General features: G+C 40.5%; 24 protein-coding genes and 1 tRNA gene. 20 read left to right on the forward strand and 5 right to left on the reverse strand.

Annotated features, from left to right (window positions below; all coding sequences use genetic code 11):
• Nucleotide 1: 1 nt before the first annotated feature.
• Complete coding sequence (gene pyrG / locus AC5RDV_RS04120; RefSeq protein WP_008626221.1) at nucleotides 2-1,633, reverse strand: CTP synthase; 1,632 nt, start codon at nucleotides 1,631-1,633, stop codon at nucleotides 2-4.
• 133 nt (nucleotides 1,634-1,766) lie between these two features.
• On the opposite strand from pyrG, the gene AC5RDV_RS04125 reads away from it, so the two are divergent.
• Nucleotides 1,767-3,113, forward strand: a complete 1,347-nt coding sequence (locus AC5RDV_RS04125) for a DUF3078 domain-containing protein (protein WP_008626223.1) — start codon at nucleotides 1,767-1,769, stop codon at nucleotides 3,111-3,113.
• A 12-nt stretch (nucleotides 3,114-3,125) separates the two neighbouring features.
• Here AC5RDV_RS04125 and yihA read toward each other — a convergent pair whose 3' ends face one another.
• Nucleotides 3,126-3,722: a ribosome biogenesis GTP-binding protein YihA/YsxC gene (gene yihA / locus AC5RDV_RS04130; RefSeq protein WP_040602675.1), complete on the reverse strand. Its 597-nt coding sequence runs from the start codon at nucleotides 3,720-3,722 to the stop codon at nucleotides 3,126-3,128.
• Nucleotides 3,723-3,809: 87 nt separating this feature from the next.
• Between yihA and recR the strand changes: the two genes are divergently transcribed.
• The 11 genes from recR to AC5RDV_RS04185 all read left to right on the forward strand — a co-directional run bounded on the left by recR (nucleotide 3,810) and on the right by AC5RDV_RS04185 (nucleotide 13,563).
• Nucleotides 3,810-4,427: a recombination mediator RecR gene (gene recR, locus AC5RDV_RS04135; protein ID WP_008626230.1), complete on the forward strand. Its 618-nt coding sequence runs from the start codon at nucleotides 3,810-3,812 to the stop codon at nucleotides 4,425-4,427.
• A gap of 12 nt (nucleotides 4,428-4,439) precedes the next feature.
• A complete protein-coding gene (locus AC5RDV_RS04140) occupies nucleotides 4,440-4,922 on the forward strand; it encodes a hypothetical protein (protein ID WP_040602690.1) in 483 nt (160 codons plus the stop codon).
• Nucleotides 4,919-6,106 (forward strand): glycosyltransferase family 2 protein, encoded by a 1,188-nt coding sequence (locus AC5RDV_RS04145; RefSeq protein WP_008626233.1) that lies wholly within the window; start codon nucleotides 4,919-4,921, stop codon nucleotides 6,104-6,106. The genes AC5RDV_RS04140 and AC5RDV_RS04145 overlap by 4 nt, the downstream gene beginning before the upstream one ends.
• Before the next feature lie 13 nt (nucleotides 6,107-6,119).
• Nucleotides 6,120-6,641, forward strand: coding sequence for a GNAT family N-acetyltransferase (locus tag AC5RDV_RS04150; RefSeq protein ID WP_276789366.1), 522 nt, complete (start codon nucleotides 6,120-6,122; stop codon nucleotides 6,639-6,641).
• Nucleotides 6,642-6,778: 137 nt separating this feature from the next.
• Nucleotides 6,779-6,852 (forward strand) — tRNA-Asp (locus AC5RDV_RS04155).
• 781 nt (nucleotides 6,853-7,633) lie between these two features.
• Nucleotides 7,634-7,921, forward strand: coding sequence for a helix-turn-helix domain-containing protein (locus AC5RDV_RS04160; RefSeq protein WP_008620325.1), 288 nt, complete (start codon nucleotides 7,634-7,636; stop codon nucleotides 7,919-7,921).
• A gap of 49 nt (nucleotides 7,922-7,970) precedes the next feature.
• A complete protein-coding gene (locus AC5RDV_RS04165; protein ID WP_282748089.1) occupies nucleotides 7,971-8,819 on the forward strand; it encodes a DUF6371 domain-containing protein in 849 nt (282 codons plus the stop codon).
• A 165-nt stretch (nucleotides 8,820-8,984) separates the two neighbouring features.
• The gene (locus tag AC5RDV_RS04170; protein ID WP_282748088.1) at nucleotides 8,985-10,040 is read left to right on the forward strand and encodes a hypothetical protein; all 1,056 of its coding nucleotides are present in this window, start codon (nucleotides 8,985-8,987) and stop codon (nucleotides 10,038-10,040) included.
• Between the two features lie 204 nt (nucleotides 10,041-10,244).
• Complete coding sequence (locus AC5RDV_RS04175; RefSeq protein WP_282748087.1) at nucleotides 10,245-11,585, forward strand: tyrosine-type recombinase/integrase; 1,341 nt, start codon at nucleotides 10,245-10,247, stop codon at nucleotides 11,583-11,585.
• 17 nt (nucleotides 11,586-11,602) lie between these two features.
• Nucleotides 11,603-12,643 (forward strand): hypothetical protein, encoded by a 1,041-nt coding sequence (locus tag AC5RDV_RS04180; RefSeq protein ID WP_282748086.1) that lies wholly within the window; start codon nucleotides 11,603-11,605, stop codon nucleotides 12,641-12,643.
• Between the two features lie 14 nt (nucleotides 12,644-12,657).
• A complete protein-coding gene (locus tag AC5RDV_RS04185; protein ID WP_282748085.1) occupies nucleotides 12,658-13,563 on the forward strand; it encodes a helix-turn-helix transcriptional regulator in 906 nt (301 codons plus the stop codon).
• A 140-nt stretch (nucleotides 13,564-13,703) separates the two neighbouring features.
• Here the strand turns inward: AC5RDV_RS04185 and AC5RDV_RS04190 are convergent, their stop codons facing one another.
• Nucleotides 13,704-13,937, reverse strand: coding sequence for a helix-turn-helix transcriptional regulator (locus tag AC5RDV_RS04190; protein WP_008620337.1), 234 nt, complete (start codon nucleotides 13,935-13,937; stop codon nucleotides 13,704-13,706).
• Nucleotides 13,938-14,024: 87 nt separating this feature from the next.
• On the opposite strand from AC5RDV_RS04190, the gene AC5RDV_RS04195 reads away from it, so the two are divergent.
• From AC5RDV_RS04195 to AC5RDV_RS04220, 6 genes are all read left to right on the forward strand, one after another.
• Nucleotides 14,025-14,654, forward strand: a complete 630-nt coding sequence (locus AC5RDV_RS04195; protein ID WP_282748084.1) for a DUF1643 domain-containing protein — start codon at nucleotides 14,025-14,027, stop codon at nucleotides 14,652-14,654.
• Complete coding sequence (locus AC5RDV_RS04200) at nucleotides 14,651-16,174, forward strand: toxin-antitoxin system YwqK family antitoxin (RefSeq protein ID WP_282748083.1); 1,524 nt, start codon at nucleotides 14,651-14,653, stop codon at nucleotides 16,172-16,174. The genes AC5RDV_RS04195 and AC5RDV_RS04200 overlap by 4 nt, the downstream gene beginning before the upstream one ends.
• A 37-nt stretch (nucleotides 16,175-16,211) precedes the next feature.
• Nucleotides 16,212-16,619, forward strand: a complete 408-nt coding sequence (locus AC5RDV_RS04205) for a nucleoside triphosphate pyrophosphohydrolase family protein (protein WP_282748082.1) — start codon at nucleotides 16,212-16,214, stop codon at nucleotides 16,617-16,619.
• A gap of 132 nt (nucleotides 16,620-16,751) precedes the next feature.
• Complete coding sequence (locus AC5RDV_RS04210) at nucleotides 16,752-17,612, forward strand: DnaB-like helicase C-terminal domain-containing protein (RefSeq protein ID WP_282748081.1); 861 nt, start codon at nucleotides 16,752-16,754, stop codon at nucleotides 17,610-17,612.
• A gap of 117 nt (nucleotides 17,613-17,729) precedes the next feature.
• On the forward strand, nucleotides 17,730-18,059 hold the full coding sequence (locus AC5RDV_RS04215) for a hypothetical protein (protein ID WP_282748080.1): 330 nt from the start codon (nucleotides 17,730-17,732) through the stop codon (nucleotides 18,057-18,059).
• On the forward strand, nucleotides 18,056-18,637 hold the full coding sequence (locus tag AC5RDV_RS04220) for a hypothetical protein (protein WP_282748079.1): 582 nt from the start codon (nucleotides 18,056-18,058) through the stop codon (nucleotides 18,635-18,637). Before AC5RDV_RS04215 ends, AC5RDV_RS04220 begins: the two co-directional genes overlap by 4 nt.
• Here AC5RDV_RS04220 and AC5RDV_RS04225 read toward each other — a convergent pair.
• Nucleotides 18,632-18,952, reverse strand: coding sequence for an HU family DNA-binding protein (locus AC5RDV_RS04225; protein WP_196993544.1), 321 nt, complete (start codon nucleotides 18,950-18,952; stop codon nucleotides 18,632-18,634). The genes AC5RDV_RS04220 and AC5RDV_RS04225 overlap by 6 nt on opposite strands.
• 1,412 nt (nucleotides 18,953-20,364) lie before the next feature.
• Entirely contained in the window at nucleotides 20,365-21,336 is a 972-nt protein-coding gene (locus AC5RDV_RS04230; RefSeq protein ID WP_428388534.1) for a FimB/Mfa2 family fimbrial subunit, read from the reverse strand.
• 369 nt (nucleotides 21,337-21,705) lie between these two features.
• On the opposite strand from AC5RDV_RS04230, the gene AC5RDV_RS04235 reads away from it, so the two are divergent.
• Together AC5RDV_RS04235 and AC5RDV_RS04240 are read left to right on the forward strand one after the other, a co-directional pair.
• Nucleotides 21,706-22,968: a TolC family protein gene (locus AC5RDV_RS04235; protein WP_130892656.1), complete on the forward strand. Its 1,263-nt coding sequence runs from the start codon at nucleotides 21,706-21,708 to the stop codon at nucleotides 22,966-22,968.
• Nucleotides 22,969-22,973: 5 nt separating this feature from the next.
• Complete coding sequence (locus tag AC5RDV_RS04240) at nucleotides 22,974-24,062, forward strand: efflux RND transporter periplasmic adaptor subunit (protein WP_282748078.1); 1,089 nt, start codon at nucleotides 22,974-22,976, stop codon at nucleotides 24,060-24,062.
• The last annotated feature ends 6 nt before the right edge of the window (nucleotides 24,063-24,068 follow it).

Consider the following 24,068-nt stretch of genomic DNA (forward strand, 5'->3'; position numbering starts at 1 on the left):
TTTATTTGTCTTTAGATTGCTTTTGGGTGCTCAATGAATTCTCAATGGCTGCCTTTACGAATGAAAGGAACAAGGGATGCGGTTTGAGTACCGTACTGCTGTATTCCGGATGGAATTGTGTACCGATGTACCATTTCAATGCCGGGATTTCCACAATCTCCACCAAATTGCTGTCGGGGTTGGTACCTACGCATTGCATGCCGGCTTTTTCATACTCCTTAATATATTGGTTGTTGAATTCGTAGCGGTGACGGTGGCGTTCGGAAATCTGCTTTTGTCCGTATGCTTCAAAAGTCTTACTGCCCTCACGTACATCACATTCGTAGGCTCCCAGACGCATCGTACCTCCCATTTGGGTGATATTTTTCTGTTCTTCCATGATGTCGATGACATTGTGCGGAGTCTTTTCGTCCATTTCGCGGCTATTGGCATCCACATATCCTAATACGTTACGTGCAAATTCAATAACCATCATTTGCATGCCGAGACAGATGCCGAATGTCGGAATATCGTGGGTGCGGGTGTATTCGGCAGCAACGATTTTGCCTTCGGTGCCTCGTTGTCCGAATCCGGGACAGATAACTACTCCCGCCATACCTTTCAGTTGTTCTGCCACGTTTTCACGGGTCAGTTTTTCGCTATTGACGAAATGCGTCTTGACTTTATAGTCATTGTAGGTTCCGGCATGTGCGAGTGATTCTAAAATGCTCTTATATGCGTCTTGCAAATCATATTTGCCAACCAGGGCGATGTGGACAATTTCCGTAGCCTTGTTGCGGCGGTCAAGGAAAGAGCGCCATGGGCCGAGTTGAGGAGTTTCACCTACCGGCATATTCATCTTGCGCAAAATAATGGCATCGAGCTTCTGGGCTTGCATGCTCAGAGGAACTTCGTAGATGGACGGCATGTCCAGGCTTTGAATGACGGCTTCTTCGTCCACATTGCAGAAATGAGCCACTTTCTTGCGGATGTCCGCATTCAGTTCATGTTCCGTACGAAGTACCAAAATGTCCGGTTGTATACCTAAACTTTGCAACTGCTTGACCGATGTTTGGGTCGGCTTGGTCTTCAACTCTTTTGCAGCCGCCAGATAAGGGACGTAGGTCAGATGCAGGTTGATGGCATCTTTGCCCAATTCCCAACGTAATTGGCGGATGGCCTCCAGGAAAGGCAGGGATTCGATGTCACCTACTGTTCCCCCGATTTCGGTAATTACGAAATCAAACTTGTATTTTTTACCCATCAATTTGATGTTCCGTTTGATTTCGTCCGTGATATGAGGTACGACCTGGATGGTTTTACCCAAATAGTCCCCTCTGCGTTCTTTTTCGATAACGCTTTGGTATATCCGGCCAGTAGTTATATTATTGGCACGGGTCGTCTGGATTCCGGTGAAACGTTCGTAATGTCCTAAATCCAAATCCGTTTCCTGACCGTCTACGGTAACATAACATTCGCCGTGTTCGTAGGGATTGAGCGTACCCGGGTCGATGTTGATATAGGGGTCGAATTTTTGAATGGTAATGTTGTATCCACGAGCTTGCAACAATTTACCCACAGATGAGGATATAATGCCTTTGCCTAATGATGAGGCTACTCCGCCAGTAACGAAGATATACTTTGTTTCTCCCACAATGTTATAATTTTTGGATTAGAATTCAATTATAATACAACTATTAAGTTGCAAAATTACAAAAAAACTTTGAGTTCCGTGGGACTTTTCCTTTAAAAAAGATATATCTTTGTGTCGACAAAAGGAAACGTGGATGCGAATAAGGTTCTTTTTTATCTTTATAGTTGGAGGATGTATATGGAGTACGATGGTCGGGGCGCGGATAAAACGTGGGAACATGGTGGACACGTTGGCCATGAATGCCATTGTGGATAAATATACAGCCATGTTGAACACTCTTGTCATGGTGACGGATAGTCTGCAACCGGATTCAAACGTAAGATATACTCCATATTATTTCCGTTTGTTTGCACCGGGGACACTTTATAATGCACCCTTAAAGCAGGAGTTCGGCATAACATGGGAACCCTCTCTTCCGGGGCGTGAGAAAGACGTGCCTGCTTTATTGGACGATAAAGATGCGGGCCAGTTGATATTGGAGGAGGAGAACCGGATGTTGATGTATACATATGTAAATTCTCCTTGGCTGATACGAATCACGGAAAGCGATTTGGTTAAAGCCGGTGGTTTGCAGAAAGAAGTCTTGCCGGAACTTCCTCCAGTGTCCCATTTGGTGGAAAATGAAATCAATGTGGACTTCACACAAGATGTGGACACCGTGCGTTTGGCAGTACGTCGTCCGAACTTTTGGAAATTCAAAGGAGATTATTCGTTTCAGTTCACCCAAAATTATTATTCCGAGAATTGGTATCAAGGTGGCGATAACAATTATACGATGTTGGCTTTGGCAACCATGGAGGCAAACTTCAATAACAAACAAAAAATACAATGGGACAACAAGCTTGAGATGCGTTTGGGATTCCAGACTTCAAAAACGGACGAGAAGCATAAACTCAAGACTAATGATGACTTGTTGCGCTTGACCACTAAAATAGGATACAAGGCTACCAAACATTGGTTTTATACCTTGCAGGTCCAGGCATATACTCAGTTTTATCCGAGTTTCAAGGCAAATAGCGATGAGGTCTCTTCTGATTTCCTTTCTCCGTTCAACTTGGTCGTTTCTTTAGGTATGGATTATAAATTGGAATTGAAACGCTTTAAGGGTTCTGCCAACTTGTCTCCCGTAGCTTATAACTTTCGTTCGGTAGAGCGCAGGTCGTTATTCGGTAATTTTGGATTGGAGTCGGGACGAAGCATGTACAATAATTTCGGTCCGAATATTACGGTGAATTATAGTTGGGAAATATGGAAAAACGTCAAGTGGGATGCCCGTATATATTGGTTCAGCAACTTGGAGCAGACCGACATTGAATGGGAAAACACGTTTACTTTCACGATAAACAGGTTCTTGAACTCCAAACTGTTTCTCTATCCTCGTATAGATGACAGTTCGGAGAATTATCGAAATGAGGATAAAAAGTTTTCTTATCTCATGTTCAAAGAATGGTTCAGCTTGGGGGTCAACTACTCGTTTTAATAGAGCCTTTGCCTATAACGACTTGTTAATACTTTCAATATAGTTCAGGAGTTCCGTACGTCCCGTTTTGTTTTCGGATGAGGTTATGAAATAAGGGGGCAGTTCTTCCCATTGTTCCTTTAAGGTTTTAAGATAAATGTCAATATTGGCTTTGAGTTTAGTCGGCTTGGACTTGTCGGCTTTCGTAAAAACAATACTGAACGGGATTCCGTTTTCTCCAAGCCATTCAATGAATTCCATGTCTATTTTTTGAGGCTCGTGCCGTGAATCAACGAGTACGAATAAATTGGTCATCTGTTCTCTGCGCAGTATATAAGAAGAGATGATTTGCTGCAACTTTTCTTGTTCTTTTTTGCTTATTTTGGCATAACCGTATCCTGGAAGGTCTACCAGATACCATTCTTTGTTGATTAAAAAATGATTGATAAGCAATGTCTTACCCGGTGTGGAAGAGGTCTTTGCCAACTTTTTATTATTGGCCAGCATGTTAATCAAACTGGATTTGCCCACATTCGAACGGCCAATGAAAGCGTATTCGGGAGCATGGGTAGAAGGACATTTCCCGACCGAAGAGTTGCTGATGACGAATTCTGCTGATTTGATTTCCATGTCAGTTTGTATTTTTTTGTTGGCAAATATACGCTTTTTATTTGGCTTTTGGTTATCTTTGCACAAATTTATGTATTTTGATTGTAGATGAATCAACAATATCCTTCAGTATTATTAGAAAAGGCCGTAAATGAATTTGCGAAGTTGCCGGGGATAGGTTCGAAGACTGCCATGCGGTTGGTTCTACACCTGTTGAGGCAAGATGTACAGGCAGTTGAGAGTTTCGGACAGTCGTTGATTACGTTGAAGCATGATGTGAAATATTGTTCTATATGTCATAATATTTCGGATACGGACGTTTGTGAAATCTGTTCGGATATGCAACGCGACCATTCCACGATATGCGTGGTGGAAAATATTCAGGACGTGATGGCTATAGAGAATACACATCAGTACAAGGGTGTTTATCATGTGCTTGGCGGAGTGATATCCCCGATGGACGGGGTGGGACCTTCTGACCTTCAGATGCAAACTCTAGTGGAACGCGTGGAAGACGGGGGGGTACGAGAGGTGATATTGGCTCTTAGTCCGACAATGGAGGGAGATACGACCAATTTTTATATTTACAGAAAATTGGAGAATGTAGCTGCACGTATCAGCGTGATTGCACGTGGGGTTGCGCAAAATGATGAACTGCAATATACGGATGAAGTAACGTTGGGACGTTCTATTGTGAACCGCGTAGTCTTTACGGGACAAATGTAGGAGAACAGAGAGATGGAGAATATTATTATAAAGAAACTCCGGTTGGAGTTTTGTTTTATTTTTATATGGGCGGCCGTACTTATAGGGCTGTTTGAGTGGGACGTTTGGACTGCCGGATGGGCTGTAGGAAATGAACTGGCAGATTACTATATCAATCTGACGGGAATCATCATGGTTATCGTATTGGTGCCTATGGCTCTGAAAATGATGTCGTTTAGAGTGGTGAAATCTTCTTATTCCGTAGGCTCTCCGCAACGGTCCGGTTTGAAATATAAAAGATGGAGTGAAGTTCGTATGGCTATGTTAGCTGTCACGGGATGGACGAACATCGTATTTTATTATTTGACATTGGACTCGACCGGTTCTATTTGTGCGCTTATTGCAGCTTTGGCTTTATGTTTTTGTTGGCCTTCCCGTGAAAAGTTTGAGAATGAAACGGGGTTGGAATTGAATCATGACGGTGGTGTAAAGACAGAAAACCAAAGAAAGGCATGAAACTTTCAATCGTAATCGTCAGCTACAATGTGAAGTATTACTTGGAGCAGTGCTTGTGCTCTGTGGCACGGGCATGCTATGGACTGGATGCTGAAATCTGGGTGGTAGATAATGCTTCTTCCGACGGGTCGGTGGAATATATACGTTCTCGTTTTCCGGATGTCCATTTTATAGAGAATCAGGAAAATGTAGGTTTTTCCCGTGCGAATAACATGGCTATAAGGCAAGCGACGGGCGATTATATTTTATTGCTTAATCCGGATACAGTGGTAGGAGAAAACACATTGTCCGGATGTTTGCAGTTTATGGATGCTCATCCGGAGGCCGGTGCTACGGGGGTCGCTATGTTGAAGGATGACGGTGGTTTTGCTTGGGAATCTCGTCGGGGGCTACCTACTCCTTTTACGTCTTTTTGCAAAATGACCGGTTTGTGTGCGTTGTTTCCTCATTCGCGGCGTTTGGGACGTTATTACATGAGGTATTTGGATAAGAACAAGACCAATCAGATTGATGTCATCTCAGGTGCTTTTTGCATGGTGCGCCGTTCTGCACTTGATAAAACCGGACTTTTGGATGAGGACTTTTTCATGTATGGAGAAGATATCGACCTTTCTTATCGTTTGTTGCAATGTGGCTATAAGAATTATTATCAACCGTTGAGGATCCTGCACTATAAGGGAGAAAGTACGCATAAAAGCTCTTTCCGTTACGTGCATGTTTTTTATAAGGCTATGCTTATCTTTTTTGATAAACATTATCGTCGTTCGAATCGTTGGTTGACACCTTTTATCCAATTGGCTGTTATTGTCCGGGGAATCTTGGATTTGTGTATGCACCAGAAAGAGCGTTTGTTCGGATGGGCAGGAACAGGACGAGACCGAGAGGCTGACAAATCATATTTGTTTTTGGGACGTCCGGAAGCTGTAGAGTCGCTATGCAGATTGGGGCTTGAAAACAACTTGAAAATAGATTTTGTGGTAGCGGATGAATCGAACAAGCCGGACGGCCATCTTGACCCGTCTCTTTCGGTGAAGGCCTATGATTATGTCATTTATGATACCGGGGCATATAGTTATGAGAAAATGCTATACCTGTTGTCTCTCGGGGCAGGACATACTCGGATACGGATAGCGACTTACTCTATGGATACATCTAAGTTGATAACGATGAATAACGTATATTAAAAAACGAAATACGATGATGTTTGCAGCAGATAATATACGGTTGCGTGCACTTGAACCGGAAGATTTGGAGTGGTTATATAGTATTGAAAATGATGAAGAGTTGTGGCAATGGGGGAGTTCGAATGTTCCCTATTCCCGTTATTCCTTAAAAACATATATAGCAGAGTCACGCCACGACATTTATGCCGATGGACAATTGCGTTTGGTTATAGAGACGGAGGATGAGCATTTGGTTTTAGGCTGTGTGGATTTGATGGACTTTTCTCCTCGGCATTTACGTGCGGAGATAGGAATCTTGTTATTTCCGGAGTATAGGGGGCGGGGAGTTGCAACCAAGGTATTGGGGATGCTTGTTTCTTATGCTCGCGAACATTTGTATATGCACCAACTTTATGCTATAGTTTCCCAAAAGAATATGAAAGCGCAACATTTGTTTGAGAGGTTCGGTTTCAAACGTGTATCTCTGTTAGCGGATTGGCTAAGGGACAAAGAAGAAGATTACGTATCAGCCTATGTCTATAGTTTCCGGTTGTAGTTTTCGTTTCGGCAAGAGCTTTAGTTTCAAAAAGTAGGTTTAGTATTTGAAAAAAGTTCGGAAGCTATTTGGCAAATTGAGATAAAGTCTTTACCTTTGCACTCGCAATCAGGAAATCGCCTGATTCCTCTTTTAAAGGTGCGTTAGTTCAGTTGGTTAGAATACATGCCTGTCACGCATGGGGTCACGGGTTCGAGTCCCGTACGCACCGCAACAACATTCCAAAGCCCTTGAAAGTCAATCACTTTCAAGGGCTTTTTTCTTGGGGTCTCAATCGGGAGACCAATCCGATAATACACCGTGATGCATTCTGATACATTGCAGTTTGCTGTAAACCACCCTTTTATTATATTCCTGTCTGCAAATAGCCTTTTCCCACAAATCACTGTGTTCATGATTTGACGAAATATCCCAATAACTTTTTCATAGTCCCCTGATTGATACCGATAGGGAGACCAACGGTGTAGCCCACATACAATACGCATACTGTGGGCTACACCGTTTTTGTTCTATACCTTATTATAATATGTCGGCAGAATACCAACTCTTATTACCCCATTATTCATTCACGCAAGTAAAGTTGGTCTCCCCATTGGTCTCCCGAAACGTTCTGCCTGTTACTTTTTCTTTCTTTCATCAAAAGTCGGCAGACGGTTGAGGTCTGTTTTGGCTACCAACTATTCGAGGAAATATCACGTGTTTTTCTCTTTTTTTCATTGGTAGTGCATTTTCTTCAAAAGGTCTGATTTCGTGAGAGATTTTTCTGTTGCGTTTATCGAATCTGGTAGTAACTTATATCTGTTTGGGTAGTAATTTTCTTATTGCTTGGTAGTTGTAACAATCTGTGTATCAGTTACTTATTTTCATATTTCAAAAATAAAAAATACCTTTGCATCCGCAATCCAAGCTGGTTCACGATGCAAAAATGTATGCGATGATTCGGTCAGCGATTGAGTTCTTTGAAATATTGTACAACCCAATCCTATTCAGATATGAAAGAGGAAATAAAGCTAATTAACGGTTCGGAGCTGCAAAGACAGCTTGAACCATTGTATGAGTTGAAGTCAGACATTGTAAATCTGAAAACAGAAATTAGCAAAAAGACTTCAGCTAAGTTCTACACAATTCCTCAAGTATGCGAAATTTTGCATGTATCAAGAAGCACGGTTTATAGAATGATCCGTAATGGAAACTTGAAAGCGCATAAAGCATACCGCAGGGTTTTGGTCTCTGAAGTGAGCATAAACAATGCTCTGATTCCTATTAATAGTGGTCGGTAATTGCCGACCACTAAACTCTTTAATTTATAATTTAAAAACAATAAAACACATGTCAAAAACCAAAAAACAGGTTATGAACTTTATAACCAAAGATCGAATGCATCGCTTTCCAGACGAGTGCGGTAAAAGCACATTAGCTAAATTCCTGCGTTCTTATTTCCCTAAAGAAGTGGTTGATTCTCTTTTGGCTTCATTTGAAGTCAGAATTGATACGAGGTGTTGCTATAAAGGGGATTATGCAGCAATCTTGGTATTCAAAAGCAAGAACGGGAAAATTCGTGATGTAAGGATGATACTCTTTAACCCCGACACAGGAATGATTGTCCGTGACGGAGACGGGGATGCACTTATCCAACATACCAAAAAACAGAACTCCCATGTGGAATACGAATCTGTTCCGTATGGTGACAAGCATTGTTCTCTCGCAAAAGAATTAAGCGAGGGGTACGCTATAGCAATTCTACCCACTCTCTTTGGTATGCAGAGAATCAATGGGGCAAAACATATTGGCGTGGTAACATCTCCTGTTGATGCGTTGGTTATGTCAATCATAGATCCACATCGTACGTGGCTGGCTACCGGGCATGAGGGTAAGTTTGGTATTGCATTATATCATCCTAACGTGATACAGGATTTGCGTGAAACGGGTGTACGGGTTACGCTTTATCCTGAATTTGACGGAGAGGCAGAAGCCGAACAAATAAAGTTCCACTTGTTGCAAAACAGGATACCAGCCGATGTCTATCCACATCTTGATTATCTCAAGAATTGTGAGTTTGTGGGACACCGTAAGAGCATTGCCACCATTGCCTTAAAAATGATTGATATGCAGTTCTCTTACAGCGATATTATGCTCGCTCTACGGTTGGTTGACGAACAGAATATATTTCATTATTAAGCACAGGGGCACGGGGCAATTAATACCAAGGTGGTTGCCCCGTGTCTATGAAACCTACCAAGTCGGTTCTTTGTATCCACCTTGATAACGTGATTAGCACAATAAAATATTAACCCGATTGCAAATGATGTTCTGATTATCTGCAATCTAAAAACAGAACAAAAAATGAGAAAAACAATTAATAGCAGCAAATTACAGTTTGATACAGTAAGATTCTGTACAAGTAGTGATAACATCTCATTGATTAAGGGTAAAGAGCATATTTTCAAGCATACACTTGATATGGAGACAGGAGAATTGTCAATTATAGAGTTTAACTCACAAGCCAATCAAAACAATCGTGGGCTTGTGCCATTCTCCCTCTATATCCATGCCAACAGGCAGTCCAAGAGAATGACCATAGAGTTCTCCTCCAAATTGCTGTTGGAAGATTATCCCCTACTTATATCAGAGGACACCTTTCCGCAAGCATTACGGAACATAGAGAAGTTGGGTATCTGCAAACTTAATGTGGAAGCCATTATTGAGGATTGCTCCTTCAATAAACTCCATGCTACAAAAGATGTGGATATGGAACTCACAGAATCCATACTGGATACACTGAATCTATGCACAGGCGACTATCGCAGATATAACTGGAAGCGTTATATGGGGGAAAGTATCTGTTTCAAGAAAGATGTAAAGACAAGAGATTGCCAAGAGGAGCTGAACATCTACAACAAAGAAGTGGAAATCCTCACAGGCAAGAACAAACCATTTCTAAAAATGGTGAGAAACCCGACAGAAATTATGGCGCATTATGAAAAGAAGACAAGGTTTGAACTGAAAATGGAAACAAAAAGGATGATTATGAAAAAGCTGAAAATATCCGATACATCATACTACAATGTCATGCGTGGCAATCCGAATATCCTGTTGGAACAGTTTGATTGCATATTTACTCCCTCTGCCAATAGCAAGGCTGCTGATACATCACTTATTAATGGTTTTACCGACTATACCTTGTTCTGTACACTCTGTTTTCATAAATTCAACTTAAAGACAATAGAGCAGGATATAAAAGACAGGAGACTGTATGGACCAAATTCACGATGTGCGTTGGGACGGGCAATGAACAAAGTAAAATCAATGGCTCATGCTTGGAATAAACAGTCCACGAATGCCAATAGCATTATCGAAGAAATCAGGGAAAAACTGGAAAGCAAAAGTATGAACTTGTAAGGCTAAAGATATGGTATTGGAAGTGTGTGGTAATTAACCAAATGATTGACACTCAATGTAAATGAAAGCCTTGTTACGAAATATGACAAGCCGTCATATTATACGATTCCAATCAGTACCAAATCACTTGAAAACAATAAATGTACATGGTGTTGAGAGGAACGATTCTTGAAAGAAAAAATGATAGAATAAAAAAGTATTGCTATGTCTAAGAAAGATTTTTTCTATTGTAAAGATGTAATCAGATTCTCCCTGAAGAATGCCACGAAGCCGATTTCCACAATCAGGCTTCGGGTAAATCTGCATGGTGAAAGACTGACATTCTATCTGCCTGTCGAGTACAAGATACAGCCCAAACATTGGGACAAGGAAATGGGGTGTGCCATAGAGGACAGCAAACGGAATCCCGACTTGAAAGGGAATATACGGCTGCAACTGATATTACGCAATATCAACAAAGAGATTGAGAAAACCACCAATGCACTAATCAAGGTGTTGGAGGAAATGAAATTACACGAAATCTATCCTACCGTGGATGCAGTGCGTACAAAGTTGCGTGAAGAATTGAACCAAGCTACAAAGGAAAAGCGGATGTTTGCAGACTTCATCAGCTTCATGGAATATTACATTTCCCTCTGTAAGGACGGAACTATACTGAACAGCAAAGGGGGAAGACTGGCAGCAGGTACAATACAGAGCTATGCTTCAACTCTGAAAATCGTAAAGCAGTATTGCGCCAACAGACGGATAAAGTTGAGATTGGACGGTGTAACCGTGAACTTCTACAATGACTTTGTGAAATTTATGAATGAAGCCAGCCATTCCCGTGGAAAATACAAGCCAAATGCGATAGGAAAATTCGTCAAGAGCATAAAGGCTATGTTACGGTATGCCTACGAGAACAACTATACCGCCAATGACGACTTTAAGCGCAGGGAGTTCAAAGTGTATAAGGAAAATGTGGAAACGGTCTATCTGACTGAGAAAGAATTGGATAACCTCTACAATCTTGAACTCAACGAGGGGGAATCTTGTGTAAGGGACAGCTTCATTGTCTCAAGCTATACAGGGTTGCGCTATTCCGATATAGCACGCTTACAACAGAAACACTTGGACTTTGACAACAAACTGCTGACGATTGTAACCCAAAAGACCAATACGCTTGTGGTAATCCCCATGCACCCTAAAGTGGAAGCCATTTTCCGCAAGCATGGAAACCAACCGCCTGCCGTGCAGTCCAACCAAAGTACGAACAGAATATTAAAAAAGTTGTGCCGTAAGGCAGGAATCACTAACTTTGTCTCTGTGGTTGAGACATCGGGGGGAATTAAGCATGAGATTACCCATGAGAAGTGCGACATGGTAACCAGCCATACAGCCCGAAGAAGTTTCGCTACTAATGCTTATAGGGCAGGAATACCGAGCTTGTCTATCATGCAGATAACGGGACACAGCACGGAAACCAGTTTTATGAAGTATATCCGAATATCCAAGGAAGAGAATGCGATTGCGTTAAGCAGGCATACGTTCTTTAATCATTTATAAATTGAAATCAAGGTATTATGACAGAAAATAAGATTGAACCGAACAGAAAAACCATTGCAGAATTTATATTCATTGCAGAACTTTCCTCTGAATGTATCTGCAAATATGTGGAATTGGGAGAAAACAGCGAATCAGTGTTTGCTCTCTTTAATGACAAGATAAAGTGGAATATAGAAAAATTCTATGAGACATATCGAAAGGAATTATATTACGAAAACGATTCCATGTTCAATGGCTACATTAATATAGATACAAAGACTGTTTCCAAAATATTCGATAATAAAATTCTGGATGAAGACGGCAATGAAATAATGGTTTATACAGAAAACACCTATAAACTTAAAAAAGGAAAGACGGAAAAATACTACAAAAAACATCCACCAAAAATTGCAGAAAGTTTTGAAAGAACTAAGGCGTATGATAAGTATCTTGAACAAGAGTTTAATACTAGCGATTTGGCAGAAATCAATTATCTGAGTGTAAAAGACAATGGGACTTTTTTTACCTTGTTACAAACAGAATCCTTTTTGGATTCCTTATGTGAGGAAGCGGAAAAAGCCATAAAAGACAGCAAAAAATATGAAGAAGAATATGCAATCCGATTGACACGCCTGATTGAGAAGCTCAAGGAATATTCTGAAATGATTATCTCTAAAGCTACACTAATCGAACTGGCTATTAGGGACTGGAGAGCACGTGTAATGGAATGCTCTCTTAAGGTATTAAAAGCAATGCCTGTCGAAAAAGTATCAGAATACAATCTTAAAACAAGAGCGTTTGTCTTGAAATCCCTTTTAACCACTCTTGATATTGGAAATTCCCAAGCCAATATTATACGGTTTATTGCAAACATAATTGGCACAAGCGAAGGAACAGTTAAAGGATATTTTATAGATTTCAGTAAGGATAATCATGGCATGAAAAAAAAGGAGGCTTTCCAAAAGGAAATGGAAAATGCACTTAATATGTGTAATCTGCTCTCAACAGAATCCGAAAATAAAAGATACGTAATACAACTCATAGATGCTATTAAAAAAATAAAGGATGCTCAAAAGTAATAAAAAGAAATAGTATGCCTACAAAGAACACCATACGCAGACATTATCTGATAATCCGCAGAATATTGCGGAATGATTATCCGAGCAAACATATCTTGCTTGAATACATGAAGCAATATGACGTGGAAGTTGGAGAAAGGACTTTCCAAAGAGACTTGGCAGAGATACGCAGCAACTTCGACATTGAAATCATATATGATGAAAAGAAGAACGGCTACTTTGCACAGACTGACAGTACATTGGAATTAGACAAGTTGCTGTATTTTATAGGATTGGCGGAAAGCTCGGATATTGCCCTCTCTACCATGAGGGATAAAAACAGGCTGCTGCAATATCTTGCTGTCAGCCCCGATCCCCGTGCAAAAGGAGTGGAACATATCGGGTGGCTGTTGAGGGCTATCCAAAATCAGACGGTTGTCCGCTTTTCCCATTATAATTACCAGTCGGGAGAAACCAAAGACTATACCGTCTGTCCCTACTTGCTGAAAGAGTTTGAGGGTATGTGGTATTTGTTTGCCTTTGTGGATAAGTTGAAATCGTTCCGTACATTCGGGTTGGACAGAATACACAATCTTATAATAACAGACGATGTATTCCAACGAGAACCTACATTGGAAGAAACTGCCAAACGCTTTGATGATGTGTATGGGCTTGTCTATGAACCCGACAACAATCCGACTGCCCCGATAGAAGAAGTCAGGTTGAAGGTCTCTCCTTCCATGTTGCCCTATCTCCATTCGTTGCCAATCCATTCCTCGCAGGTAATAGAGGATGATGTTATCACCCTGCATCTGATAATCAATCCCGAATTGGAGAACAGGATAATGAGTTATGGAGAACATATAGAGGTGTTGTCTCCGTTGTCATTGAGGGAAAGTATAAAGAACAGAATACAAAAGATGTTATCCAATTATAAATGAATTATTGCCAGATTATTTGCATGAGCCGTTGCAGCAATGTAATGGCATTTTTTTGCCATTTTCTCGTCAGGGATGAAAGATATTAGACCACCGACTTAAACTGACGTACCCCTAATCTTACCTTTGCGGAAAAAACAGGCTTATATGTCAAAATTGATAGGAGGAAAGAAATCGGCAGGGGAACAATCGAAAAATTGTGCGATAAGGAAAACTTGGTGTACGCTGTACTTTATGTCAAATTTATCGCTCTCCACCTGTCCTATAAAACTGGGTGAACATTCCAATATCGCAGCCAATCCACGCTGCGATATGCCAAGTTCCTTTCGTTTCTCCCGAACCTTATTAATGACGAATAAATCGACCTTTGACTTCATAAAACCCTGTTTTCAAAATTGTAAAGTTGAAAAAAAGATTTATCTTTGTGCTTAGTAATAATAAGCACACAAAAAAGATATAAGATTATGGGTAAGAAAATAGTAAAAGACGGTTGGGTGTATGACTATGAAGAAACAGCGGAAAGCCAGATAATAAACGGCTATGAAGTAACAGGAGTAAGATATGTGTTGGGAGAGTTATTTGACACTTCTTGCAATAAAGCGTTAATCTGTATCGGTATAAATCCAAGTACGGCAATGCCCGAACAGCTTGACCCGACACTAAAGAGGGTACAGAAATATGCCCAAAATAGCGGAGAATATGGAGCATGGTATATGCTGAATGTATATCCGCAACGTGCAACCAATCCCGATGATATGGATATAGAACCTAATATGGATATACACCGTAACAATCTGACTGCCATAAAGAACTTGTTATCCGAAATAAAAGAAGCAGATGTATGGTGCGCTTGGGGTAATCTTATCGGAAAGAGGAAATACCTGTATGACTTGTTGTTTGGAAATAAAGAAAAAGATATTGACGGTATTATCAGCCTGTTCAATGCAAACTATCACTTCAAGGCATACGGCTCTACCGTTGAGAGTTGCCCTAAACACCCTCTTGTAATGTCCAATAACGATAAACTGAAAGAGTTGACAGAGGTTGGATTAGTAGAATTGAACAATAACATCAATAAAATAATCAGAAAATGAAAAAGAAGCAGTTTTTTGTGAAAAGGTTATTTGTTATAGGAGTAGTATTATTATCTACCACTTTTAACTTACACTCACAAAGTTTACAGACCAGACGTACTTATTACGATTGGCAGTGTTCACGCATTCATGAGGTTTTCACAGTCATAACAGGAACAAACAAGATGCACGGCACATATAAAAAATATTCACAATATGGTGGGCTATATGTAATAGCCAACTATAAGAATGGATTGCTACATGGAAAACATACAACGTATGATGGTAATCCACAGGAACGTATTCAATGCTCTACGAACTATTTAAATGGAAAGAAAAACGGAGCAGAAATAATTTATGATTCAGATGGGAAATACCCGATAAAAGTCACTGTTTATAAAGAAGATGAGCCTATCGAGCAAACTAAATATTTTGCTAACAACAAGAAAAAAAGTCACACAAAACTTATTGGAGACAAACAGCAAACAACTATATGGTATGAGAACGGAATAATAGAGTACGATGGAATATTACAGGTAACAGTTGGTAATTATGGAGACATAACAACTCCATTAAAATATATCCAACAAAATAAATCTGGTCAAATTATAGAAAAGCTCGAAGACGGAATTGTTTACAACTATTCCGATGATGGTAAGGTTCTATTAAAAAAGGAAAACCTGAATACAGGTTTATTAGAGGAGTTTGAGGAAAATGGAAATAGGAGCAAAACTATTCAAAAGAAAAGTGAAAATGGCTCTGAATATTATACTATAACATTATACAAAGATAATGAGTCTTATTCTACTAAGACATACGACAAGAATGGTAATGATTTGGAAGTCCTCAAAGCAAGAGAACAGGCAATACAACAGTATGATTCATTATATAATGTTCTAAATCAAAAATCACCTATTGATATTGCATACCAAATTTGCAATCTTAAAGATTACGCCGAAACTCCAACAAATCTTCCTATATACCAATATCGTACAAGTCGTGACAGAGAGAGCGTGATTGATAGAGCGATAAGAAGAATGAAACAAATTATAGATGAGAATGCCAAACAGCGTTTGAGATTCCAAAATTTTGATTTCTCCAACGAAGCTCATAATCCACAAAATGGAGTAGAAGAAATAACAAAATATTTAAAAGGTAATGTAAACCTTACCGAACAATATAACACCTATTCCAACATGTTGAATGTTGCGGAACAACTTGTTAGAAACATATATCTTATAGAAGCCAATTATATTGAAGCTGTTCTTGAGGAACGTGGATATAATTGTACTTTTCAACCTAAGGTACATTCAAAAATGTATTCTTCTTATGAAGAAGTAGTAAAATATTTAGAAAACAAAATTAGTCAAGAAAATATAGAACTTTCAGAATTAAGCAATTATATCAATCAATATTGCATCATTTCTAAAAAAGTCATAAAATGGTATCCTAAAAAAATATCACCTATCAATAAAGCATTGAAAAAAGCTACATCTGTTGAAGAAAAAATAAAAGTATTCTTAACTCAAGATGTAGAGTGATAAATTCATTATTAAAAATGGAAGCCGATGAAGAACTATGAGGAAACAACTTAAACAATTAGAAAAGTTTCACAAGGCATTCAGACTGTATATGAACGAAAGCCCCACCTTGCGCATCCCCCAAGATTTGCATGAACTTCGTATGCGTGTGATGAAAGAAGAAGTTGATGAATATGCAGAAGAATACGCAATCACAGGAGATACAGAGGATGAACGGCTGCAAGCAGTAGCCAAAGAATTAGCCGATATAGCTTACACCTTGTTGGGAACAGTTGTCTCTCACGGATTGCAGGATGAATTTGAGCGTATCTTCGATGCGGTGCATGAAAGCAATATGAGCAAGTTGGACGAAAATGGAAAACCGATTTATCGTGAAGACGGTAAAATACTGAAATCAAGCCGTTACCATGAACCCGATTTGAGTTTCTTGAAAAATAAGAAATAATTTCTCTATACCAACCGCTATGATTATGAAAAATTGTAGCGGTTGTTTTCGTAAATAAACAAATCCTACGTCAGAAAATGTCGCAGGTCAGGTAATAACTTTGCAATGTATTAATCATAAAAATTAGAAAATATGAAATGCTTTGGAAGAAATGGATTAGAGGGAACTAAAAAACCGAATATAAAATCGGGATTTCCTGAATTGGATAAAATAACAAATGGGTGGAACAATGGCGACTTGATTGTTATTGCTGCTCGTCCTGCAATGGGAAAGACAGCCTTTGGAATGTCTTTATTAAGAGAAATGGCAGTAAAGAACAGAATACCTACTGCTTTCTTTTCTCTTGAAATGTCAAATAAACAAGTTATAAACAAATTTCGTATGGCATTAAGCAAAGTGAATGGAGCGAAAATAATGGTTTACGACAATGGCTATACGGATACTTTAAACGAAGAAGAAAAACGCAGACTTGAAGATGCTGAAAAGCAAATGGATATTGCTCCTATTTACCTTGATGACTCTCCCTTTTTGTCCATACACGAATTATCCCAACAAGCAATCCGATTGGTTAGTGATTTCCAAATAAAACTGATTATTGTTGATTATTTGCAATTAATAAGCGCAGGACTTCTATTCTCAGATAGAAATGAGGAAGTGGCTTATATTATACGTAGATTAAAAGCATTGGCTAAAGACTTGAATATACCGATTATAGCATTCAGTCAACAGAATCGTGGCGCAGAAGATAGTGTTGGAATAGAGGGCAAACGTCCTAAACTAAGAGATTTACGTGGTAATACCATTGAGGAAGATGCAGATGTGATATGTTTTATTCATCGTCCAGAATATTATAAAATTTATAGTGATGAAAATGGTAATGACTTGCATGGTAAGACAGAAATAATTGTTGCCAAAAACAGGAATGGAAATACAGGAATTGCACGTTTAAAATTTAATGGAGAATATTCAAGTTTTGATAATTTAGATGAATAAGCCATAGCAACTCATATCCATAGAGCCATTATTCCAATTACGGAGTAGTGGCTCTTTTTCTGTACCTACGTCTAATTCTGTCGTAACCACCAACCTACCTTTGTTGCAAAAAATCCCATGCAAAGGAAAATATTCAAATTCAAAATAATAAGCAAGGAGGGTAATTGTACCCTGTTGCTTGATTATACTAATCTGACTAACGAGATTATCCGTCCAATCACGAAAAATCTAATCAAGATAGAACCTAACGAGAAATGTAAATTGCTGTTTGTAGGGAAAGAAGATTGCAGGCTTACATTGGAAGATGTCTATAATCTATCGAGCCTGTTCCAATCGGTTGTAGGTTCGGGTTTGGTATGGGATATTATAGGAGATTACCTATATACGGACGAGAGCCAAGACTTGGACGGTTACCTGCTTATTAACCCTGATATTATCAATCAATGAGAAATACATTACCACTATTCCAACAATACACCCCATATGATACGGAGATTGTAAAGACCGCCACCCGATGCGGTTTGTACCTTATCGGTGGAACTGCAATAGACTTGCTGTGTAGGTATTACTCCATTCCGTTTTGGAGAAACAGATCTGATAATGACCTCGATTTTTGGACTTCGTTTGTCAATAAGGAAAGGGACAGGTTCGTCAAACAGGTGGGTGGCAAATTCGGGATTGGCGTAGAGGACAGTTCCGATTATATGGTTTCCTTAGAACTGGAGAAAGTCAAGATTGAGACTGACATACTGATAGATTATGATTGCGCCAATACAAAGTTTGCATCTTTTATAAACGGAATTTGTGTGATGTCTCCTATATACTTGTTTTCCTCAAAGTTTGACAGATATATTAATACCGCTAACATTCAGCGCAAGAATACCGATTTTTATGATTTAAGGACATTGCTGTCTATAATCGAAAAGACAAACGGCTTTGATGAACTTGAAAGCCATTTGTCTAATCGGGATTATGACCAGAGAGCCGAAGATATGCTCAACGATATAATTGCAAGTATGTTATAAGCTGATATTATTTTCGTCTTTTCTTTTTCTCCCTCTTTTCTTAACGTTTAAGAGGTGATTCAGATAGATACTTGGCTTAAAGTTTACAACCTTTTTAGCAGGAATATCAATCGGGGCGAAAGAAGTCGGATTCATCCCTTTCCTCGCAGCTTTCTGTTTGACGGAGAACGAACCGAAACCGATAAGGGTGATTCTGCCATTCTGTTTCATTTCATTGGCTACGATTTCAATAACAGCATTAAAGGCTTTTTGAGCTTCTGTTTTAGTCAGCCCTGTTTTCTCTGCAAGAGCATTGCACAATTCTTTCTTGTTCATATTCTAATTCTATTGTTCGACAAGATTTTTTCAAGAATCGTTCCTTTGCATAAAAATATGACGAGCCGTCATATAGTGATTTGATAGAATATGACGTGGGGTCTGCTTTGATATGACGAGTAGTCATATTGAAAACACGGGTCTCAATCTGGGTCTCAATTCTGTGGCATATTGTGATACCCAATGAAACAATAGGCGACAAACTTTCTTGCATCCCAAGACAATCAATGTACCTGTATGTATCACTATGTGTCAGTAAGTAGATATGTTACTGCCCCGTACGCACCGCAATAATATTTCAAATCCCTTGAAAGTCAATCACTTTCAAGGGATTTTTTCTTGAGGTCTCAATCGGGAGACCAATCTGATAACAAAATCCAGGACGAGTTCAAGGATATCTATTGGATTTTAATCCAAGAACACCCGGACCTTACTGCAAGGGGATTTGTCGGTGTGGTTCATGGATGAATACCATAAACTACTTTCAGGGGACGTCCTGATGGGTGGTTAAAGCAAATCCTTAAATATAAGGAACCGAAAGCCAAAGCTAAGAAACAGGATAAAGATGAAAGCCGGAAGAACCGGGCAGAGGATAATCCGGATAATGTTGGTTGTTAAAGACGGCGGGCTGCTTCCATTATTTTACAAACTTGCGCACATTGTATTCTATCAGATATATGGCAATTTTCATCCCCAAATAGATACCGCAGGCAAGAGGTACGGTAAATGTAATGAAAGGGTTACCTACCGGATAACCAAACAACGCATAAATGACTGAGAGGATAACAAGTGCTTTTTCAAAGTAATAATAAAACCATAAGAAAGGTGTCAGACAAAGTTTGTCATGCCATTTATACAACAATAGTCTGTGACTTTTTTTCTGCAAATATGAACCGGATAAGAGTACAATGCACATTAGCGCAATGATTGTTCCACTGAACCATGTGCCTGTAATTGTTTCTGTAAACTGGATTTTCAATATCAGTAACAGGCAGATGGCTATATTGGAGGCTTCGTTCAATAAATAAATCTTTGTCTGCATATATGTACTACTTAATGTTATGATTCGTTTTAAAAATACGTATGCGGTTAAATTTATAAAGATACAAACTATTTCTTATAGAGCCAAAATTCAGAGGCAAAGTCAAGCATGAAGTGCGTTCTTCCCCCAGGAAGTTTGCAAAAGGGTATTCATCCTTTATTCTGTGAAGTGCTATATAATAGTATGTTAATGTGTGTTTTGAAGGATGAATGATATTTTTTGAAAAACTCAGGGGGAAGGAATACGCGAAAGAGAAGAATAATACAGGGAAGCCCGTCTTAAAATAAAAGAGACCGGACGCAAAAGTATATTTTGAGCCGGTCTCTTCCTCCAACATCATTCAGGAACATTGAATGAAGTCAGGGACTCCTCAATCCACCATTGGAAATTCAATGGTTTCACTAACTTCGTTCCAGTTTTCGATTGTGAAGTCCCCGGTACTACCCCCAGATAAAATATCTCCTATCACGATGTTAAGGGTTAGACGCGTGTTTGCTGATAAAGTTGAATTCAGGTTACGTGACAGCTTGTGTACGCTGCCATCTTTCAACGTGATGAGTAATTCCAACGGAGGAGTTTCTGAGGATGGGAATACCATTACAGTAGCATTACTCATTTCCGTTCCGTCTTCCGAACGTTTCAGGTCAAATTTAATCGTCTTTGTCATGTCGGATGCTTCTGCTGTATAGAAGTTGATTTGGTTTGCGATATTTCCGATACGCACCTGCATGTTTGTAATGTTCGAACTGAAGATACCATTGTTTTTCTTCTTGACAATGACTTTCATACCGGCGATGACACGTTTAAGCGATGCTTTTAAGTCTTCTTCTCCTACTTTAGCCTCTTTCACAGCATATACGAGGTCATATACAGGGCGGTAAGTCCCGTCATTGTTGCTCCATAAACTGAAGTAAAGAGAGGATAAGTCTACGCCAATGCTGAAGCCTGGTGTATGGATAGCCGGAGTGTCATAAATAGGTTCCTCATATTTAGGAGTACCCCAGTATACCATGTTATATGTATTCATAGGCAAGTGGAGTTCCCGATTATGTTCACCTTCAAGGATATGCCCGTCTATGATATGGTAGTAGCCATAGAATGGTGTAAGATTGCCATTGACATAGTTTCCGAAATAGGTAGAAGTTCCTGAAATACAGGGGTAAATTTCGATGACGCCAGTCAGTGGGCTTTGATTAAGGGATTCATCAGCGACCGTGGCACTGATTCTTGGGGTTATCATCCTGGTTTCATTGAGAATTTTGTTGTGGTCATCGGATGAACATGATGCAGCCAGAACAAGGAGGCTTAATGCTCCCATCATAACATAATTTTTCATAATCATGTTTTTTTAGAGTGAATAAATAAAGATTGGAAACAGAGGAAATTTGGGGATTAGATTTAAATACACTTCATAAAAGAGGAGTATACCAATAGGGCGGTAAAGTGAATTATGGCCTTATGGAAAAATAATCGGTTGTAAAAAACTTATTTCTTTAATCTTAAGTTGTAAAGATAGGTATTTAAGAGGTATAATCCAAGTTAAAAACAGCCAATCTATATTTCTAAAACATAATGGAGCTATTTATACCTTGAGCAAACAGAAGAATTTGCATTCTAATTATATTCTAATTTTGTCTAAGTCCTTTATAATGCTTTTCACCTGTTATTCTGGTTGGAAGATTCTATTTTTGCACAAAAATTGAAAAGTAGCATGAAGGGATTACTGATTATCGGCTTGGCTTTTACTGTCTGTGATGCTTTGTATGCCGAGGAAGGCATGCCGGGGCTTTCGTTGCGGGAAGCGGAAAAGTGCTTTCTGGAACATAATGTGCAGTTGACGGCTCAGAGATATAATGTAGACCGGGCACATGCACAGGTGGTGCAAGCCCGTTTGTTCGACAATCCGGTCATTTCGTTGGAGCAGAATGTATATAACCGCTTGAACGGGAAATATTTTGATGTGGGCAAGGAGGGAGAAGCTGCGATAGAGATAGAGCAGGAGATTCCGATAGCGAGGCAGCGTAGTAAACGTATCAAGTTGGGGGAAATCAACCGTGAAGCGGCCGAATACCGTTTTGAAGAAGTGTTGCGTACCTTGCGGAGCGAATTGTACCGGAGTTTTGTGGATACGTATTACCAGTCACGTTCCATCAGGGTGTACGATCGTGAAATAACTTCGGTAGGCAAGCTCTTGCAAGCGGTAAGGGAGCAGGAGGGAAAAGGAAACATGTCCCGGATGGAAGTGTCGCGCCTGGAACTGTTTCTTTTGTCTTTGCGGAAAGAACGGCAGGACGCAGAACAGAAATTGGTGGAGATGAGAGGGCGGTTGAATTTGTTGTTGGGTGCTCCGGTCGGACAAGACCGGGAACTGGTATTGGACGAGAGCATATTGGAAAAGGTAGACCTGTCCGCTGTTTCGTTTACTGATTTGGGCACGATGTTGGATTCGCGTCCGGATGTGCGTGCGGCCCGTGCCGGAGTGCGTGCGGCAGAAGCGAATGTGAAATTGCAACGGGCGATGGCAGCTCCCGAGTTTTCGGTGAGAGGGATGTACGACCGTGCCGGAAATTTCATCAACGACTATTTTGCCATTGGTGTCACATGCTCCGTGCCGATTTTCAACCGTAACCAAGGAGAAATCAAATCGGCCAAACTGGAATTACTTCAACAAGGCAAAGAGGAGGAGTATGCTGTGGATAAGGCGGAAATGGAACTTTATTCGGCCTGCCATCAATTACGGAAGGCCGTAGAGCTTTACCGGGCATTCGACGGCCGTATGGAACAGGATTTCGAGCAACTCATGGAGGGCGTCAACGAAAACTTTTACGAGCGCAACATCAATATGTTGGAATTTATCGATTATTATCAGAGTTATAAAGAAGCTTGCCTGCAATGCTATGCGTTGCGGCGGGATGTGTTCGGGGCAATGGAGAACCTGAACACGGTTGTAGGACGTACGATATTTAAACTTTGAAAAGCATGAACCGTATATTTTTTCTTATAAGTTTAGGAGTGTTGGCAGGGGCTTGTTCCCGTTCTACACAGGTGGCCGGTACGGAGGAGCCGGGAATATTCCTTACAGACAGTTTGAAACGTGTGGTGTCTGTCGATACGGTCCGTTGCCGGCCGGTGGCGGATGAATTGACGTTGACCGGCCGGGTGGCTTTCAATCCGGAAAAGGTGGCGCAGGTTTATCCTATATTCGGAGGGACGGTCGTGGAAGTACGGGCCGAAATCGGGGATTACGTGCGCCGGGGAGACGTGTTGGCCGTCATCCGTAGCGGCGAAGTGGCCGAGTATGAGAAACAACGCAAAGAAGCGCAACACCGGTTGGCTCTTGCCCGCCGCAACCTGCATTCCGTGCAGGATATGGAGGCATCCGGAATGGCTTCTGAAAAGGATGTCATGCAAGCCCGCAAGGAAGTGGGCGAGGCCGAAGCCGAGGCTGAGAGGTTGGCTGAAGTCTTTTCGATTTACCATGTGTCGGGCGGGGCCAATTATCAGGTCAAGGCTCCGCTTTCCGGGTTCGTGGTGGAGAAGCATGTCAATCCCGAAGAACAGTTACGCTCGGACGACGGTGAAGAAATGTTCACGATTTCCGGATTGGAAAACGTATGGGTGATGGCAGACGTATATGAAAGCGACATCAGTAAGGTAGGCGAAGGCGATTCGGTGCGTATCACCACGTTGGCCTATCCGGAGGATGTCATTGCCGGGAAGATAGACAAGGTATATAATATGTTGGACGAGGAGAGTAAGACCATGAGCGTGAGGGTGAGGTTGGACAATCGCGATTATAAGCTGAAGCCGGGCATGTTTACCCAAGTCCGAGTCTGCGGACGGGGGACGGGCAAGGAACGGCTGTGTGTCCCTTCGCAAGCCTTGGTCTTCGAGAATGGCCGCTATTATGTGGTTACGGTGGCATCGGACGACCGTTTGGCGGTGAAAGAAGTGGAGGTGTACCTGCACTCGGATGAGGTCTGCTACCTATTCTCTGGGTTGACGGCGGGCGAGCGCGTCCTGAACCGTAACGTGTTGTTGGTTTATAATGCATTGAATGCAGGCTAGTCGGGA

Source organism: Paraprevotella sp. (assembly GCF_986071375.1).